We start from the raw sequence: 14,209 nt of genomic DNA, 5'->3' as shown, positions 1-14,209 counted from the left end.
CTCAGGCTACCATGCCGAGCGGGCTCTCCACATACTCGCGGAAGGCCGCCATCAGGCGTGCGCCGTCCGCTCCGTCCACAGCGCGGTGGTCGAAGCTGCCGGTGGCCGTCATCACGGTCGCGACGCCAAGCTGCCCGTCGGGCATCACCCATGGCCGCTTCTCACCGGCGCCGATGGCGAGAATGGTCGACTGCGGCGGGTTGATGACGGCGGTAAAGTGCTTGATGCCCATCATGCCCATGTTGGAGATCGATGCGGTGCCGCCCTGGTACTCTTCGGGCTTCAGCTTGCCTTCCTTCGCGCGCGCGCCGAGGTCCTTGGTGGCCTTCGCAATCTCCGAGAAAGACCTGCCGTTCGCGTCCTGCACGATGGGGGTGATCAAACCGCCCGGGATGCTAACGGCGACCGAAATGTCCGCCCTTGCATACTTGATCATCTCGTTGCCCGCGAAGGTCACGTTGCACTCCGGCACATCGACCAGCGCCTTTCCGAGCGCCTTGATGAGCATATCGTTTACGGAGACCTTCACCCCCTGCTTCTCCAGCGAAGCATTGAGTTCGGCGCGCATGGCCATGAGCTTGTCCAGACGTACATCCACCGTGAGGTAGATGTGCGGCGCCTGCTGCATCGACTGAGCAAGCCGGCGCGCAATCGTCTTACGCATGCCCGAAAGCTTCTCGACCGAATGCGGCACGCGTGCATCGAGCACAGCGCGCGTATCATCGGCCATTTCCACCGGTGACGGGGCCGCAGCAGCGGCTCCATCATTCGCGGGAGCAGGCTTGGCGGGGGCCGGCTTGGCTTCGGCCGCGCCCGCCGATTTTGGCTTGGCCGTGGCGGGCTGAGCAGCCTCCACATCAGCCTTGACGATGCGACCGCGAGGGCCCGAGCCAGTCAGGCTCTCAATCTCGACACCCTTCTCGGCAGCGAGCCGGCGGGCAAGCGGGGATGCGATGATACGTCCCTCCTCAGTTGGGGATGGAGCGGCGCTGGGCGCCGGTGCAGGTGTACCAGCAGGGGTCTGCTGCTTTGTCGCGGGGACGGGAGCAGCTTCACTCCGCGCCGACTCTTTTTCAACCTTGTCCTTCGAAGCCTCAGCAGGCTTCGGGTCTTGTGTGCCATTGCTCCGGGCTTCGGAAAGGTCTTCCCCTTCTTCTGCCAGCATCGCGATAACAGTTCCGACTTTTACGCCTTCGCTACCCTCCGCGACGAGGATCTTGCCGACAGTGCCCTCGTCCACGGCCTCGAACTCCATCGTCGCCTTGTCGGTTTCGATTTCTGCCATGATGTCGCCCGAGGTGACGGTATCTCCCTCCTTGACGAGCCACTTTGCCAGCTTTCCCTCCTCCATCGTCGGCGAAAGGGCGGGCATCTTGATCTCGATCGGCATGGCGAATGCGTTCCTCTGGCGGGGGAGGGTCTGCGCAGTCCTTGAACAAAATGGACGCGAGGGGCAAGTCGCTTGCACGCCTGCACCGCCCGAAAGCCCTGCTTGCATCGCGGTAAAATCGGCCCGATATGCCGCACACCAGGAGGAGAGTTGGATGCGCGTCTATCTCGTCATTGTCGACGAGTCCGAGGAAGCCCTCGTCGCTCTGCGCTACGCCGCCAGGCGTGCAGCGCAAACGGACGGGGTTGTTCATCTGCTCGCTCTCGTCGCCCCGCAGCCGTTCAACGCCTTTGCAGGCGTTCAGGCCACGATCGAAGAGGAAGCCCGGTCCCGCGCGGAAACGCTCGTGACAGCGGCGGCCGGCAACCTGCTTTCGCAGGGTGGCAAGATGCCGGCGATCTCCGTCCGGATGGGCGAGGATGTGAAGGTGGTGCGCGAATACCTGGACGAGCACCCCGAAGTCTCCGCGCTTGTCCTTGCAACGGCAAAGGAAGGCGGCCCCGGTCCTCTGGTCTCGCACTTCACGGGACTTGGCGCGAAGATGCCTTGCCCCGTCTTCGTCATACCCGGCCACCTCGACGAAGCAGAAATAGACCGGCTGAGCTAAAACAGCCGGTCCCTGCCACCAAGCAGCTTAACGCTTGCCTTTACCCTGATGCCGAATGTTGCCGGGGCGGCCGCGCTTCCCGGCCAGATGCTTGCCACGCTTCTTCAGCGGAAGCGGCGTTCCGCGCGGCTCGACGGGTGAAGATCCCCCCTCTGTCAGCTCAAACTTCAGCGCACCCGTCAGCGGATTGGCTTCGGCCAGGCGCAACTTCAGACGGTCTCCCTGCGCATAGCGGACGCCGCTTTCCTCGCCCACCAGCACCTGAGCGCGCTCATCGTAATGGAACCGCTCACGGCCGAGGGTCGACACGGGAACCAGACCGTCGCCGCCCAAGCCCATGATCGTGGCGAAGAAGCCGAACTTCTGCACGCCAGTAACCCGAGTGTCGAAGATCTCGCCGACGCGGCTTGATAGCCAAGCGGCGACATAACGATCAATCGTCTCGCGTTCGGCTTCCATAGCCCGCCGTTCAGCCTGGCTTATCGCATCGGCAACCCGCGACAGGTCATCGCGGTCCCGCTCGGATAGGCCAGAGGTTTTCGGAAGATCAGTCTTGGGCGCCGGCTGCTCAAGGCCATACGCATCGACGAGCGCCCGATGCACCAGAAGATCTGCATAGCGGCGGATCGGCGAGGTGAAATGCGCGTAAGACGCCAGCGAAAGCCCGAAGTGCCCCGCGTTTTGCGGGCCATAGTACGCCTGTGTCTGGCTACGCAGCACGGCCTCCATGATCAACGCCCGTTCGGTTTCGTCGGCTACATCCTTCAGAATGCGGTTGAAGAGACCGGGTGTAATTACCTGGCCCAGCGCCAACTTGCGATCGAACGTGGCGAGATAATCCTTCAGCGTCACCAGCTTCTCGCGGCTTGGTGGCTCGTGCACCCGGTACACCACGGGCGCGACTTTCGCTTCGAGTGCCTTTGCTGCCGCCACGTTCGCGGCGATCATGAAGTCCTCTACGACCCGGTGCGCGTCCAGCCGCTCACGCACCGCGACTTCCGCTATGCGGCCTTGCTCATCCAACACGACGCGGCGCTCTGGCAGTTCGAGTTCCAAGGGGTCCCGGTTTTCTCGAGCCGTGGCGAGTGCTCTCCATGCCGCCCAGAGATTACGCAGCACCTCGATGTCAACGGGCCCGGCCGATGACGACGAAAGAGCTGCGGGTGCTGTAGCATCGACCGCTTCTGCCGCGTCGATCCGCCTTTGCGCCTCCTCATAGGCGATGACTTCCGCAATACGGACCAGCGCGCGTGTGAAACGCCACTCCGTCACGCGACCAGCGGAGTCGATCCGAAAATGGCACGCCATGGCAGCACGATCTTCGCCGGCTCGCAGCGAGCAGACGTCCGCGGAAAGCACCTCGGGCAACATGGGTACAACACGATCGGGGAAATAGACCGAGTTGCCCCGCTTCCTGGCCTCACGGTCCACATGCCCACCGGGGCGCACGTAGAAAGAGACGTCGGCGATCGCGACCAAGGCATGGAAGCCCCCCTCTCCGTCCGGCTCCGCCCAGATCGCATCGTCATGGTCTCGAGCGTCAGTGGGATCGATCGCAACAATCGGCAGGTGGCGCAGATCCTCACGGTGATCGGCGCTCAGCGGCAGCTTTGCCGCGCGCTCCGCCTCGTCCAGCGTTTCCTGCACGAAGACGTTGGGAATGCCGTGCTTGTGAATTGCGATGAGACTGAAAGCACGCGGAGCAAGTGGCTCGCCGAGCACCTGGGTAACCTTGACCCCGGAGCGCGGTGACCGGCCGGCAGGCTCTGCAAGTACGAGCTCGCCCTTCTCGGCCCCTCCGGTATCGGCAATCGGCACCGCGTTGCGAACGCGCTTGTCGACAGGAGCGAGCCATGCCTTGCCGGCAGCATCGATCTCCACCACCCCAAGCACTTGCTCCTCGCGCGCGGCGATCTTCTTCATCGGATAGGCGCGCCAGTTGCCGCCGCTCTCCTCCGTGCGGGCAAGTACACGATCGCCTTTGCGAAGAGCCGGCTGCTGGCGTTTGCCAGCGCCCCGTTCGATCAAACGAATACGCGGGGGCGGCGTCGCATCATCCGGTTGCCAGGTGTCGGGCACAGCGATCGCTTCGCCATCATCGACATCGACGACCCGCAGCACCGTAACCTTCGGCACGCCGCCCATCCGGTGATAGGCCGTGCGCTTTCCGTCGATCAGCCCCTCTTCGGCCATGTCCTTGAGCAAGGACTTGAGCTGGATCTTCTCCTGCCCCTTCAGGCCAAAGGCGCGGGCAATCTCCCGCTTGCCCGCAGGTTCGGGTGAGTCCTTGATGAAATCGAGGATCTGCTGACGGGTCGGAAGGCCAGGGGCATGCTTGAAAGCCATTGCTCGGGATCTAGGGGTACACTGCCCCCTCCGCAATGGCACGGCGTCTTATTCCTCCAGTGGCACGAACGCTCCGCCCGGCACGGCTGCCGCTATCGGACTGCGAGCACCATTGTTTCCGGTGGCACTCACACCGAAAAGCCAATCGTCTCCGCGCACCCCCTTCAATCGAGCACTGGTGGCAGTCAGGTCCTGAAGCACCGGATTCTCTTCCCAATCAGACGCGTCTGTCCGCCGGCGCCAGACCGAGTAGCTGCGCGCGCCGGCAACGGGTTGCCATGTCACGTCCGTGTATGTCTGCACGGCCGCCTCGACCTTCGGAGCAGGCGGCATTGGAGCCGACGCGAGCGAGGCCAGCGATGCGACGTTGAGGCGCGTGACCTTCGCCAAGTACGGAAAGTCCATCTCCTCGATCGTATCGCCGTAGGTCACACCCTCTTCGGTACGAAGATCCTGGTGCTGATGCTCATAGTCCTCGATGGCCACAGAGAACCGGACGGCCGGATAGCCCGCCTCCTGGAACGGCAGCTGGTCGCCGCCGCGTCCCATGCGGTCGGCACGCCAGACCTGGCGCACTTCAAGCCCGCCCGGTGCTTCATCACCCTCGGCAAGCTCTGCAATATATCGAGAGAGATTCCGACTCGGGCTGTCGTTCTCACCACCGAAGCGCCGGGCGGCGGCTCGGGTGGCGTCGGTGGAGTCCGCACGCGGACCTTCGGAAAAGACTCGCACGTGCTGGTCGTCGACCACGCCATCGGAACCGCGCGTGTTGCCGACGATATCGTTGTTCAGCACCGCCTTGACCTTCCACCCCTGCTTTTGCGCGTGGTCGGCCAGCAGCTTACTGCCATAGAGCCCCTGCTCCTCACCGGACAGCAAGGCGTAGACTATCGTCGTGGGAAACTTTCGTTGGGAAAGGACGCGCGCCGCTTCGAGCACAAGAGCGCTGCCCGAACCATCGTCGTTGGCGCCGGGTGCGTCGCTGGTTGCATCCATGACGTCGGAGACCCGGCTGTCGATGTGCGCCTGGACAATGACGACTTCGTCAGGCCGCTCGGTACCGGGCTGGACCGCCACCACGTCGGCCAGACGGACCGGCTTGGGAATACGCGGGCCGCTTGCCATGGTCTCAGGCACGGACACCTGTAGGCAGCCGCCGCACGCTCTGGAAGTGCGTCCGAACTCCGCTTCGGCCCATCGAACCGCCGCGCCGATGCCGCGCCGAGGGTCAGTTTGCGTCGATAGCGTGTGACGGGTTCCAAATGAGACGAGTTTTTCCACGTCCGCACGAAGGCGGGCCTGCGAAACCTCACCATGCCTGTCCGGCGCCGCGATCGCGGCAGATGACAGGAGGACGGCGCAGGATGTGAGGGGAATCAGAAGCTTGTGCATGCAGGCAGGTTTCACCAGCCACATCACAATAGCAAGCGCCCTCAATCGATGGTCGGAGGCGCGCCATACCGGTTCTCGCCTGGCGTGGAGGGCCACACCCCAAAGACGAACACGAGTACCATCGGCACCCAGCCAAGCAGTCCCTGAAGGACAAAGCGGCCGCGCATCGCCTCGACCGCCTCGAGATCACCGGTCTGCGCCAGCACGATAACCCGGATCGCATCGTCCATCGTAGCAATGGTCATCACGGTCGCGACGACCTGAATGGCACCTGCGACAACAGCGATCCACGCTGACCTGCCGGAATCATGCAGGCGCCTCGTAAATGCGGCCAGCAGGAAGGCCACGAGCGCGAGCGACAAGGCAACTGAAACCCACAGGCTCACCCGCATGACTTCATTGACCCTCTGGAACACGCGCTCCTGGATCTCCGCCTCGCTGGCACCCCGCTGGGCCGCCACCAGAATGTCGCCCATCATGTTCCCGGTGATGGGCACCGAGACGAGCAGCGAGATCGCAGTGTGCACCAGAGCGAGGAACAGAACATAAAGCCAGAACGTCGTCCGACTATCGCGTCCCGTGAAGCTGAAGAGATGCGTCAGGTTGTGCTTGATCGCCTTCAGCATATTCGCGCCCCTTACGCAGACGGGCTCAATACGCCCTTGCGACGTATATCCTCTCCACTGCCGGACGATCTGTAAAGATGCACTGGCCGGAAACCTGCGGACCATCCATCGGCGTATTCCGAATGGTCAGCTTCAGCGCCTTCAATTTCTGGATCACCGCGTCGAGCTCGTCGCCCGTAGGTCGCGACCAGACCACTTCGGCCCATCCCGGATAGCGCTTATCTTCGGAGAAGAACGTCGAGAGCGCATCGAAGCTATCCACCCTCTCAATCCGGGCATCACGCTTCGACTTGGCCTCTGCGAACAGGGACGACTGGATGTCCTCCAGCTCCGACACGGCCCTGCCGGTGAACTCATCCTTGGCAAGACTGACGAAGTTCGCCTTCGCTGCCGCATTCCAGAGCTTGTCGCGACGCAGCATGGATACCTGCCCGCCCGTTGCATCGCGGCCACCGATCTCCAGAACGAGCGGGACGCCCTTCTTGACCCATGCCCAGCGCTTCTGGGTTGCTTTACCGGGCCGCTTGTCAAGCAGCACCCGCACCGGTTCCCCGAACGCTTTCAGCCCCGAAAGCGCCTTGGTCAATTCAGCACAATATGCCAGCAGGGCCTCGTCCTCGGGACCATCGCGCAGCATCGGCAGCACCACGATTTGATGGGGCGCCACCATCGGAGGCACGCGGAGACCGTCATCGTCGCCGTGCGTCATGATGAGGCCGCCGATCATCCGGGTCGAAGTGCCCCAGCTCGTGGTGTGGCAATACTGCTGAGCGCCCTCCTTGTCCTGATACTGAATCCCGGCAGCCTGCGCAAAGCCCGTTCCCAGGTAGTGTGAGGTGCCCGCCTGCAGAGCCTTGCCGTCCTGCATCATCGCTTCGATCGAGTACGTCGCCACCGCGCCTGGAAAGCGCTCGTTCTCAGGCTTCTCGCCTGCGATCACGGGCATCGCCAGTTCAGTCTCGGCGAAATCACGGTACATTTCGAGAGCACGAAGGGTCTCGACCATGGCATCGTCGCGGTCCGCGTGTGCAGTATGCCCTTCCTGCCACAGGAACTCGCTGGTGCGCAGGAACATGCGTGTGCGCATTTCCCAGCGCACCACGTTCGCCCATTGGTTGGTAAGCAGCGGCAAATCGCGCCAGGATTGCACCCATCGTGCCATCGCCGCGCCAATCACGGTCTCCGAGGTGGGCCGCACGATCAGCGGCTCCTCCAGCTTGGCTTCGGGATCCGGCGTGAGGCCACCCTTCCCATCGCCGACCAGACGATGATGAGTGACGACCGCCATCTCCTTGGCGAAGCCCTCAACGTGTTCGGCTTCCTTCGCAAAGTAGGAAAGCGGAATGAACAGCGGGAAATAGCAGTTCTGCACGCCCGCAGCCTTGATGCGGTCATCCATGAGACGCTGAATCCGCTCCCAGATACCGTAGCCCCATGGCTTGATCACCATGCAGCCGCGTACCCCGGACTCCTCTGCCATTTCGGCTTCGGAGATGACCTCCTGATACCACTGGGCGAAGTCATCTTCGCGCTTGGTGTTGAGGGCGTGGCGAATGGCGGGCGTCTGATTCATGCGCCCGCTGTTAGCGGCACTCGCGCTCAGGTTCAAACGAGAGCAGCAAGAAGCTCGGACAGATCTTCGGGATACCAGGGCTCGTCCAGCAAAGCGAGTTCGCAAGGATCGAACCAGCGCCAGCTACGCATGACCTGTCGTTCAAGTTCCGTGTGCCCCCCGGTGTCAATCGCCTCTGGATCGACATGCCCGGGAAGCCTGACGAGGAAGTAACGCTCATCCGCGGTTACGGGCACCCCCTCGATGGTGATGAACTCGGCAAGCTTACAGGCGATCTCGACTCCTGGATCCGCATCGATCCCGGTCTCTTCAAGAAGCTCTCGTCGAGCCGCCTGTTCGTAGCTCTCGCCCGGATCGAGCGCGCCGCCGGGCGTGCACCAGAACGGCGGTCGATCAGGCGGATCGAACCGAAAGAGGAGCACACGCCCGGCGCGATCAAGCAGGAGTATACGCGCTGCCGGGCGCGGGATGCGCTGCATGAGCCCTGGCTTACTTGGCCAATTCGTCCAGCCGCTTCTGCATTGCGGCCATCTGCTCTTTCAAGGCAGTGAGGTCGGCGGAACTCTCTTTCTCTGCAGCGGCCGGTTCCGGTTTTTCCGCGCCTGGCATGAATGCAGATGCGGCCGCCTTGAACATCGCCATGTTCTGTTCGGCCAGCTTCGCCAGAGGGTTGTTGCCAAGGCTGTTTTCAAACGCCTTGTGCAGCTTCGTCTGGTTCGCCCGGAAGTTCTCCATAGACGCTTCCAGGTAATGGGGAACGAGCGATTGCATCGAATTCCCGTACATGCTGATCAGTTCTCGCAGAAAGTTGACCGGCAGCATCTGCTCACCGTTAGATTCTTCCTCCATGATGATCTGCGTGAGGATCGTGTGCGTGATATCGGCACCGCTCTTTGCATCGAGCACTTTATAGTTAACCCCTTCACGGGTCATCTTGGCCAGGTGATCAAGCGTGATGTAGCTCGACGAGCGTGTATTGTAGAGCCGCCGGTTAGCGTATTTCTTGATAATTACCGTATCGTCGCCGCTCGCCGCATCAGCCATCGCTTTTCCCCGGTTTTCTGCTCTGCGGCAAAGGTATCATCTGAAAGCGTCTCGACGCAACCATTTTGCTGCGCAGCAAAGTCGCAAAAAAGGTATCGGTTTCAGCGGGAAAACCTGCTCCCCAGCAAGGTCAGCAGTTCGTATTGCGACAGGCCGGACGCAGCTGCAGCGTCAGGCAGGTTGTAGGATGCCTCGACCCAGTCACCTTCGCCTACATCGGGGGCATTGGTAAGGTCGATGACGGTCATGTCCATGCTGACACGCCCCAGCACGGGAAGACTTCGATCACCGCACCGCATCACCCCCTTGCCCGACCAACAGCGCAGATAACCGTCGGCATAGCCCAATGCGATGGTGCCCACCCGCATCGGCGCGGACGCAACGAACGTGGCATTGTACCCCACAGGATCACCTGCGCCGATTTCGCGCACCTGCATGATGACAGCCTGAGGGCGAACGACCTGCCGAATTGCGCCATCGAGAGCTGCACAGGGAACGCCGCCGTAAAGGGCCAGACCCGGACGCGTCAGATCGCCGTGGTAGTCCGCGCCGAGTGCAATTCCAGCACTGTTGGCCAGGCTCGCCCGCTCATGCTGCACGATGGCACGTGCCTCGCACCACCGGGTAAGCTGAATCGCATTGAGCGGCGAGTCCTCCTCCGCAGCGGTCAGGTGGGACAGCAGAACATCGACCTCGAGCAGCTTGAGAATATCTTCGCCAAGCGCGCTCATCGGTATGCCGAGGCGGTTCATGCCCGTATCGACCATCAAATCGCAGGGACCACCTCCAGCTCGACGCCAGCGCCCCGCCTGCGCGAGCGAGTTGATGACAGGAGTGATGCCGGTCGCCTTCATCCACTCAGCGTCCGCATCCGTCACGGGGCCATGCAAAACCCTGAGTGACTGTGGATCGACCAGATCGAGCAGATCCCTCGCTTCTATTGCGTGCGCTACGAAGAAAGTTCGGCAACCAGCATCGAACAAGGCCGGCACAACGATCCGCGCGCCGATACCGTATCCATTCGCCTTCACCGCAGCTCCAGCACGCGCGGCGCCGGACAGACGATCCAACGTCTGCCAATTGGCACGCAATGCGTCACGGTCAGTCAGGAGCCTCAGCGCCGCGCTGGGCGCCGCCGACAAAGTTTCAGGCATCATCTTCAAATTCGCGCGGCGGTCCGCCTCTCAGGCCCCACATGCCCACTAAAAGCGCAATAGCCACAATCACCCAAGTGTACCACAGGCCGGAGTAGGCGTTTCCGGTCTTCGCGATGATGTAGCTGGCTATCAGCGGTAGAAAGCCACCGAGATATCCGGCGCCAATGTGATAGGGAATGGACATCGAGCTGTAACGGATCTTGGCCGGGAACATCTCTGTGAGCAGTGCTGCGACCGAGCCGTAGGTCAGGCCCGAAAGAGCCCCCAAGACCAGAAGCAGCGCGCCGATCATGAGGAGACTGCCGAGCGGCGGCACCTGCTTGGCGAAGTCGTATCCGGCTTCCTCGAGCCACCCACGCAATGTCGCCGCTCGCGCCGCCCCTTCATCCCACGCAAGCGCACCCGGCGTATCGAGCGCGCGAAGATGCTGCCCGATGGCAAGTTGCAGGCCTGGCGCATCCGTCTTTTCGTTGAGGTCGTACGATACGCCCATCGCCGTCAGGTCCGAGAGCAGCTTGCCGCAGTTCGTCGTCTGTGCGGACGCGAACGGATCGTAGCTACAATCACGGCCTGAGATGACCACCGGAGCGCGGCGCGCCGCGTCTGCAAGCCCAGGGTTGGCAAAGTGCCCCAGCCCCCAAAAGACGGGGAAGAGCAGCAGCAGTGTGAGCGCATCGCCCCAGATAATCGGCTTCTTACGACCGATCCGGTCAGACAGTTTGCCGAAGATCACGAAAAACGCCATCGAGATCAGGCCTACAAGGCCGACCACCAACTCCGCCGCCGTGTCATCAACCCTCATCGGTCCTTTGAGGAATGAGAGGCTGGAGAAGAAGGCGGTGTACCAGATCGTCGTCAGCCCACCCGTCACCCCGAAAAGGGCCACGAAGATCCGCTTCTTGTTGCCCGGATAGGTGAAGCTTTCGACGAAGGGATTGCCGGCGATCTCGCCTGCTTCGCGCATCGCTTTGAAGACCGGGCTCTCATTGAGCTTGAGGCGCATGTACAGCGACACGGCAAGCAGCGCGAGGCTCAGCAAAAACGGCAGGCGCCAACCCCAGTCCGCGAAATCGTCCGCCGGGATCAGAAAGCGGCAGGCGAGCACGACTGCAACGCTCAGCACGAACCCGCCCACGACGCTCGCCTGAATGTAGCCGGTGTAGTAACCGCGCCGATTGGGCGGAGCATGCTCGGCCACATAAATCGCAGCACCGCCGTATTCACCGCCCAGTGCCAGTCCCTGGAGAATGCGCAGCAGGATCACGATGAGCGGTGCAGCGATCCCGATGGTCGCCGCTGAAGGGATCAGGCCAACGCCCGCAGTCGCCACACCCATAAGCGTTACAGTCACCAGGAAGGTGTACTTACGTCCCAGCTTGTCGCCCAGATAGCCGAACAGAATCGCGCCGAGAGGCCTGAAGCCAAAACCCACCGCGAAACCTGCCCAGACGAGCAGCAATTGCAGCGTCTGGTTGTCAGCGGGGAAAAAGGCTTGGCCGATCAGCCCGGCCAGAGTTCCATAAATGAAAAAGTCGTACCACTCGAACACCGTCCCCGCCGACGATGCGGCGATGACCAGACGGATATCGGACGCGCTGGGCTCGGCATGGCCAGGCTTTCCGGCGAGTGATTCCGCCATTCCTCAACTCCCCCCAGGTTGCTCTTGAACCGGCCTTAGCTCTGGATCGAAGGCGTGGGAAGCAGCAGCTGCAAGGCAGCCGTCCACGGCAACATCAGCGCGCCATGGCGCCCCGGATACTCTCGCGCCGCAGCGATCGAGGAGAGACCTGGCCAGTCCGGCATTTCCGCGTCGCCAGCAAGCCAGAGCGCAATCAACTGACCAGTTCGGGCAACTTCCTCGGCCGGTCGTCCATGCACCCCCTGCGCAAAGACTGCGGCGGAGGCCTGCCCGATCGCGCAGGCTTGGCTACGCAGCCCCACGCGAGACACTCTGCCCTGCTCATCAAGCTCCAAACCAAGCGTGAGCGTACTGCCGCAGCTGCGTGAACGCGCCTCCGCGCGCAATGGAAGGTCATCCCCCAGCCGGTAGTTGGCAAGGCTGGTCGCCAGTGCGAGAACCTCTGGCGTGTAAAGGACCGCTGCCGACGCCATGTGCTACTCGACTTCGCCGTCTGGTGCTGCTTCAGCTGCGGCTGCGGCCTCACGCCGTCGCTCGGCGATCAGATCCACCAGAGATTTACTGGCTGCATCGATAAAAGGATAGGTCCGCGCCTGGGTAATCCACGTAGGGCGTCCGCCTGCGCCCCAGACCGTGTCATACCCGAGCACCAGAACCGAGAAGGCCAGGACGACGATAATGACCCCTTTGACGGCTCCGAAACCGAAACCCAGCACGCGATCGATCGGCCCCAACACTGAGCTACGGCTTCGCCGCCCCGCCCAATTGGCGATCAGCTTCATCAGACCGTAGGGGACAATCAGCAACAGCGCGAAGGCAAGCACCGCCGCACCCGAGTCCGTTCCGACATAGGGCGTCAGCAGGGCATGGAGCGGAGTATGCAGCAGCCGGATCGCAAATATCGCCGCGATCCACGCCAGCAGAGCCAGAATCTCCTGCACAAAGCCGCGCAAAAAGCCGGTAACGGCGGCCATTCCCACCAGCAGGAGGACTGCGATATCGAACCCGGTCATCTGCAGTCACTTATGAAGTCGACAGCACCCGGTCAACGAGGTTCGGCAGCAGCGTAAGCGCGTCATAGCGCAGGCCCTTCTCCGGCGCGCCTCCGGAGCCAGCCGGGCCAAAGGCACGGCCGAAGCCGAGCTTCGCGGACTCACGCTGGCGGATTCCAGCGTGCGCCACCGGGCGAATCTCCCCCGCGAGGGAAACCTCGCCGAACCAGACCGTGTCACCCGCTAACGGCTTGTCTCCCAAGGCCGATACGAGCGCCGCAGCGACAGCCAGATCCGCGGCTGGGTCAGCCAGGCGATACCCACCTGCGACATTGAGATAGACTTCGGCATTGGAGAAATTGAGCCCGCACCGCGCTTCCAGCACGGCAAGCAACATGGCGAGCCGGCCAGTGTCCCATCCCACGACCGCCCGCCGCGGCGTCGCGCCGCTCTGCAGACGAACGATCAGAGCCTGAATCTCGACCAGCACCGGACGCGTTCCCTCCATCGCCGGAAATACCGCGCTGCCGGCCACCGGCTCATCGCGTCCCGACAGGAAAAGCAATGATGGATTGCCGACCTCGGCCAACCCTTGCCCCTCCATGGCGAACACACCGATCTCGTCCACCGGTCCAAAGCGATTCTTGATGCTGCGCAGAATACGATACTGATGGCTGCGCTCACCCTCGAAGCTCATGACCACGTCGACCATGTGCTCAAGCACGCGCGGCCCCGCGATCGACCCATCCTTGGTGACATGGCCCACAAGGACGAGTGTGACAGCATTTTCCTTGGCATAGCGGATCAGTTCGAAAGCACAGCCTCGCACCTGACTGACAGTGCCTGGCGCTCCTTCGATCTGATCGGAGTGCATCGTTTGAATAGAATCGATCACCAGCAATGCCGGCGGTGCCATTCCGCCCAGGGTCGTCAGGATGTCGCGCACAGAGGTGGCCGCCGCCAGCCGGATCGGTGCATCCGACAGACCGAGACGCTCAGCACGCAGACGAACCTGCCCGGCAGCCTCCTCACCACTCACGTAGACGGCGTCGCCTCCCGCTTTGGCGACGTGGGCCGAAGCCTGGAGCAGCAGCGTAGACTTGCCGATGCCTGGATCGCCACCCATGAGGATCGCTGATCCGGGAACCAGGCCTCCTCCCAATGCCCGGTCGAACTCGGCGAGCCCGCTGGTGCGTCGAACCAGGCGTTCGCCTGGTGCATCGAGGGGCTCGAACCGGATTGGCCGTCCACCGGAGGAAAGGTCGTGCTTGGACGAAAACACCGTCTGCGGCGCATCTTCGGCAAGCGTGTTCCACTCGCTGCAGTCGGCGCACTGGCCCTGCCAGCGGTTGGACGCGGCACCGCAGGCCTGACACACAAATCGACGTTTCGGCTTGACCATACGTGCTGCCTAGTCGGAACATTGCGCGAACGCAATTGCCG

Annotated in this window: 13 protein-coding genes; 1 reads left to right on the top strand and 12 read right to left on the bottom strand. The window is 62.6% G+C overall.

Annotated features, from left to right (window positions below; all coding sequences use genetic code 11):
• Nucleotide 1: 1 nt before the first annotated feature.
• Nucleotides 2-1,390 carry a pyruvate dehydrogenase complex dihydrolipoamide acetyltransferase gene (locus tag ABUH87_RS10185; protein WP_367773194.1) on the bottom strand — a complete coding sequence of 463 codons (1,389 nt, stop codon included), beginning with the start codon at nucleotides 1,388-1,390 and terminating at the stop codon, nucleotides 2-4.
• Nucleotides 1,391-1,544: 154 nt separating this feature from the next.
• Here ABUH87_RS10185 and ABUH87_RS10180 point away from each other — a divergent pair, with 154 nt between their 5' ends.
• Entirely contained in the window at nucleotides 1,545-1,997 is a 453-nt protein-coding gene (locus tag ABUH87_RS10180; protein ID WP_367773192.1) for a universal stress protein, read from the top strand.
• Nucleotides 1,998-2,024: 27 nt separating this feature from the next.
• Here ABUH87_RS10180 and rnr read toward each other — a convergent pair whose 3' ends face one another.
• The 11 genes from rnr to radA form a co-directional block, all read right to left on the bottom strand.
• Entirely contained in the window at nucleotides 2,025-4,343 is a 2,319-nt protein-coding gene (gene rnr, locus ABUH87_RS10175) for a ribonuclease R (protein WP_367773190.1), read from the bottom strand.
• 48 nt (nucleotides 4,344-4,391) lie between these two features.
• The gene (locus ABUH87_RS10170) at nucleotides 4,392-5,735 is read right to left on the bottom strand and encodes a M20/M25/M40 family metallo-hydrolase (RefSeq protein WP_419956688.1); all 1,344 of its coding nucleotides are present in this window, start codon (nucleotides 5,733-5,735) and stop codon (nucleotides 4,392-4,394) included.
• Between the two features lie 41 nt (nucleotides 5,736-5,776).
• On the bottom strand, nucleotides 5,777-6,361 hold the full coding sequence (locus ABUH87_RS10165; RefSeq protein WP_367773186.1) for a DUF805 domain-containing protein: 585 nt from the start codon (nucleotides 6,359-6,361) through the stop codon (nucleotides 5,777-5,779).
• A gap of 25 nt (nucleotides 6,362-6,386) precedes the next feature.
• Nucleotides 6,387-7,934: a proline--tRNA ligase gene (gene proS, locus ABUH87_RS10160; protein ID WP_367773184.1), complete on the bottom strand. Its 1,548-nt coding sequence runs from the start codon at nucleotides 7,932-7,934 to the stop codon at nucleotides 6,387-6,389.
• Nucleotides 7,935-7,966: 32 nt separating this feature from the next.
• A complete protein-coding gene (locus ABUH87_RS10155; RefSeq protein WP_367773182.1) occupies nucleotides 7,967-8,413 on the bottom strand; it encodes an NUDIX hydrolase in 447 nt (148 codons plus the stop codon).
• A gap of 10 nt (nucleotides 8,414-8,423) precedes the next feature.
• Nucleotides 8,424-8,978, bottom strand: a complete 555-nt coding sequence (gene phaR / locus ABUH87_RS10150; RefSeq protein WP_367773180.1) for a polyhydroxyalkanoate synthesis repressor PhaR — start codon at nucleotides 8,976-8,978, stop codon at nucleotides 8,424-8,426.
• A 101-nt stretch (nucleotides 8,979-9,079) separates the two neighbouring features.
• Nucleotides 9,080-10,135, bottom strand: coding sequence for an alanine racemase (locus ABUH87_RS10145; RefSeq protein WP_367773178.1), 1,056 nt, complete (start codon nucleotides 10,133-10,135; stop codon nucleotides 9,080-9,082).
• Nucleotides 10,125-11,774: an MFS transporter gene (locus tag ABUH87_RS10140; protein WP_367773176.1), complete on the bottom strand. Its 1,650-nt coding sequence runs from the start codon at nucleotides 11,772-11,774 to the stop codon at nucleotides 10,125-10,127. The genes ABUH87_RS10145 and ABUH87_RS10140 overlap by 11 nt, the downstream gene beginning before the upstream one ends.
• A gap of 35 nt (nucleotides 11,775-11,809) precedes the next feature.
• Entirely contained in the window at nucleotides 11,810-12,247 is a 438-nt protein-coding gene (locus tag ABUH87_RS10135; RefSeq protein WP_367773174.1) for an iron-sulfur cluster assembly scaffold protein, read from the bottom strand.
• A 3-nt stretch (nucleotides 12,248-12,250) separates the two neighbouring features.
• Nucleotides 12,251-12,787, bottom strand: a complete 537-nt coding sequence (locus ABUH87_RS10130; RefSeq protein WP_367773172.1) for a CvpA family protein — start codon at nucleotides 12,785-12,787, stop codon at nucleotides 12,251-12,253.
• 10 nt (nucleotides 12,788-12,797) lie between these two features.
• Nucleotides 12,798-14,168, bottom strand: a complete 1,371-nt coding sequence (gene radA / locus ABUH87_RS10125; RefSeq protein WP_367773170.1) for a DNA repair protein RadA — start codon at nucleotides 14,166-14,168, stop codon at nucleotides 12,798-12,800.
• Between the last annotated feature and the right edge of the window lie 41 nt (nucleotides 14,169-14,209).

The organism is Novosphingobium rhizovicinum (assembly GCF_040813635.1).
Taxonomy (GTDB): domain Bacteria; phylum Pseudomonadota; class Alphaproteobacteria; order Sphingomonadales; family Sphingomonadaceae; genus Novosphingobium; species Novosphingobium rhizovicinum.
This window is presented reverse-complemented; position numbering and strand designations above follow the sequence as displayed.

Bases quoted from the DNA above. Each gene is read 5' to 3' on its own strand.
- ABUH87_RS10185 (WP_367773194.1), bottom strand. From the start codon at position 1,390: ATGCCGATCGAGATCAAGATGCCCGCCCTTTCGCCGACGATGGAGGAG.
- ABUH87_RS10180 (WP_367773192.1), top strand. From the start codon at position 1,545: ATGCGCGTCTATCTCGTCATTGTCGACGAGTCCGAGGAAGCCCTCGTC.
- rnr (WP_367773190.1), bottom strand. From the start codon at position 4,343: ATGGCTTTCAAGCATGCCCCTGGCCTTCCGACCCGTCAGCAGATCCTC.
- ABUH87_RS10170 (WP_419956688.1), bottom strand. From the start codon at position 5,735: ATGCACAAGCTTCTGATTCCCCTCACATCCTGCGCCGTCCTCCTGTCA.
- ABUH87_RS10165 (WP_367773186.1), bottom strand. From the start codon at position 6,361: ATGCTGAAGGCGATCAAGCACAACCTGACGCATCTCTTCAGCTTCACG.
- proS (WP_367773184.1), bottom strand. From the start codon at position 7,934: ATGAATCAGACGCCCGCCATTCGCCACGCCCTCAACACCAAGCGCGAA.
- ABUH87_RS10155 (WP_367773182.1), bottom strand. From the start codon at position 8,413: ATGCAGCGCATCCCGCGCCCGGCAGCGCGTATACTCCTGCTTGATCGC.
- phaR (WP_367773180.1), bottom strand. From the start codon at position 8,978: ATGGCTGATGCGGCGAGCGGCGACGATACGGTAATTATCAAGAAATAC.
- ABUH87_RS10145 (WP_367773178.1), bottom strand. From the start codon at position 10,135: ATGATGCCTGAAACTTTGTCGGCGGCGCCCAGCGCGGCGCTGAGGCTC.
- ABUH87_RS10140 (WP_367773176.1), bottom strand. From the start codon at position 11,774: ATGGCGGAATCACTCGCCGGAAAGCCTGGCCATGCCGAGCCCAGCGCG.
- ABUH87_RS10135 (WP_367773174.1), bottom strand. From the start codon at position 12,247: ATGGCGTCGGCAGCGGTCCTTTACACGCCAGAGGTTCTCGCACTGGCG.
- ABUH87_RS10130 (WP_367773172.1), bottom strand. From the start codon at position 12,787: ATGACCGGGTTCGATATCGCAGTCCTCCTGCTGGTGGGAATGGCCGCC.
- radA (WP_367773170.1), bottom strand. From the start codon at position 14,168: ATGGTCAAGCCGAAACGTCGATTTGTGTGTCAGGCCTGCGGTGCCGCG.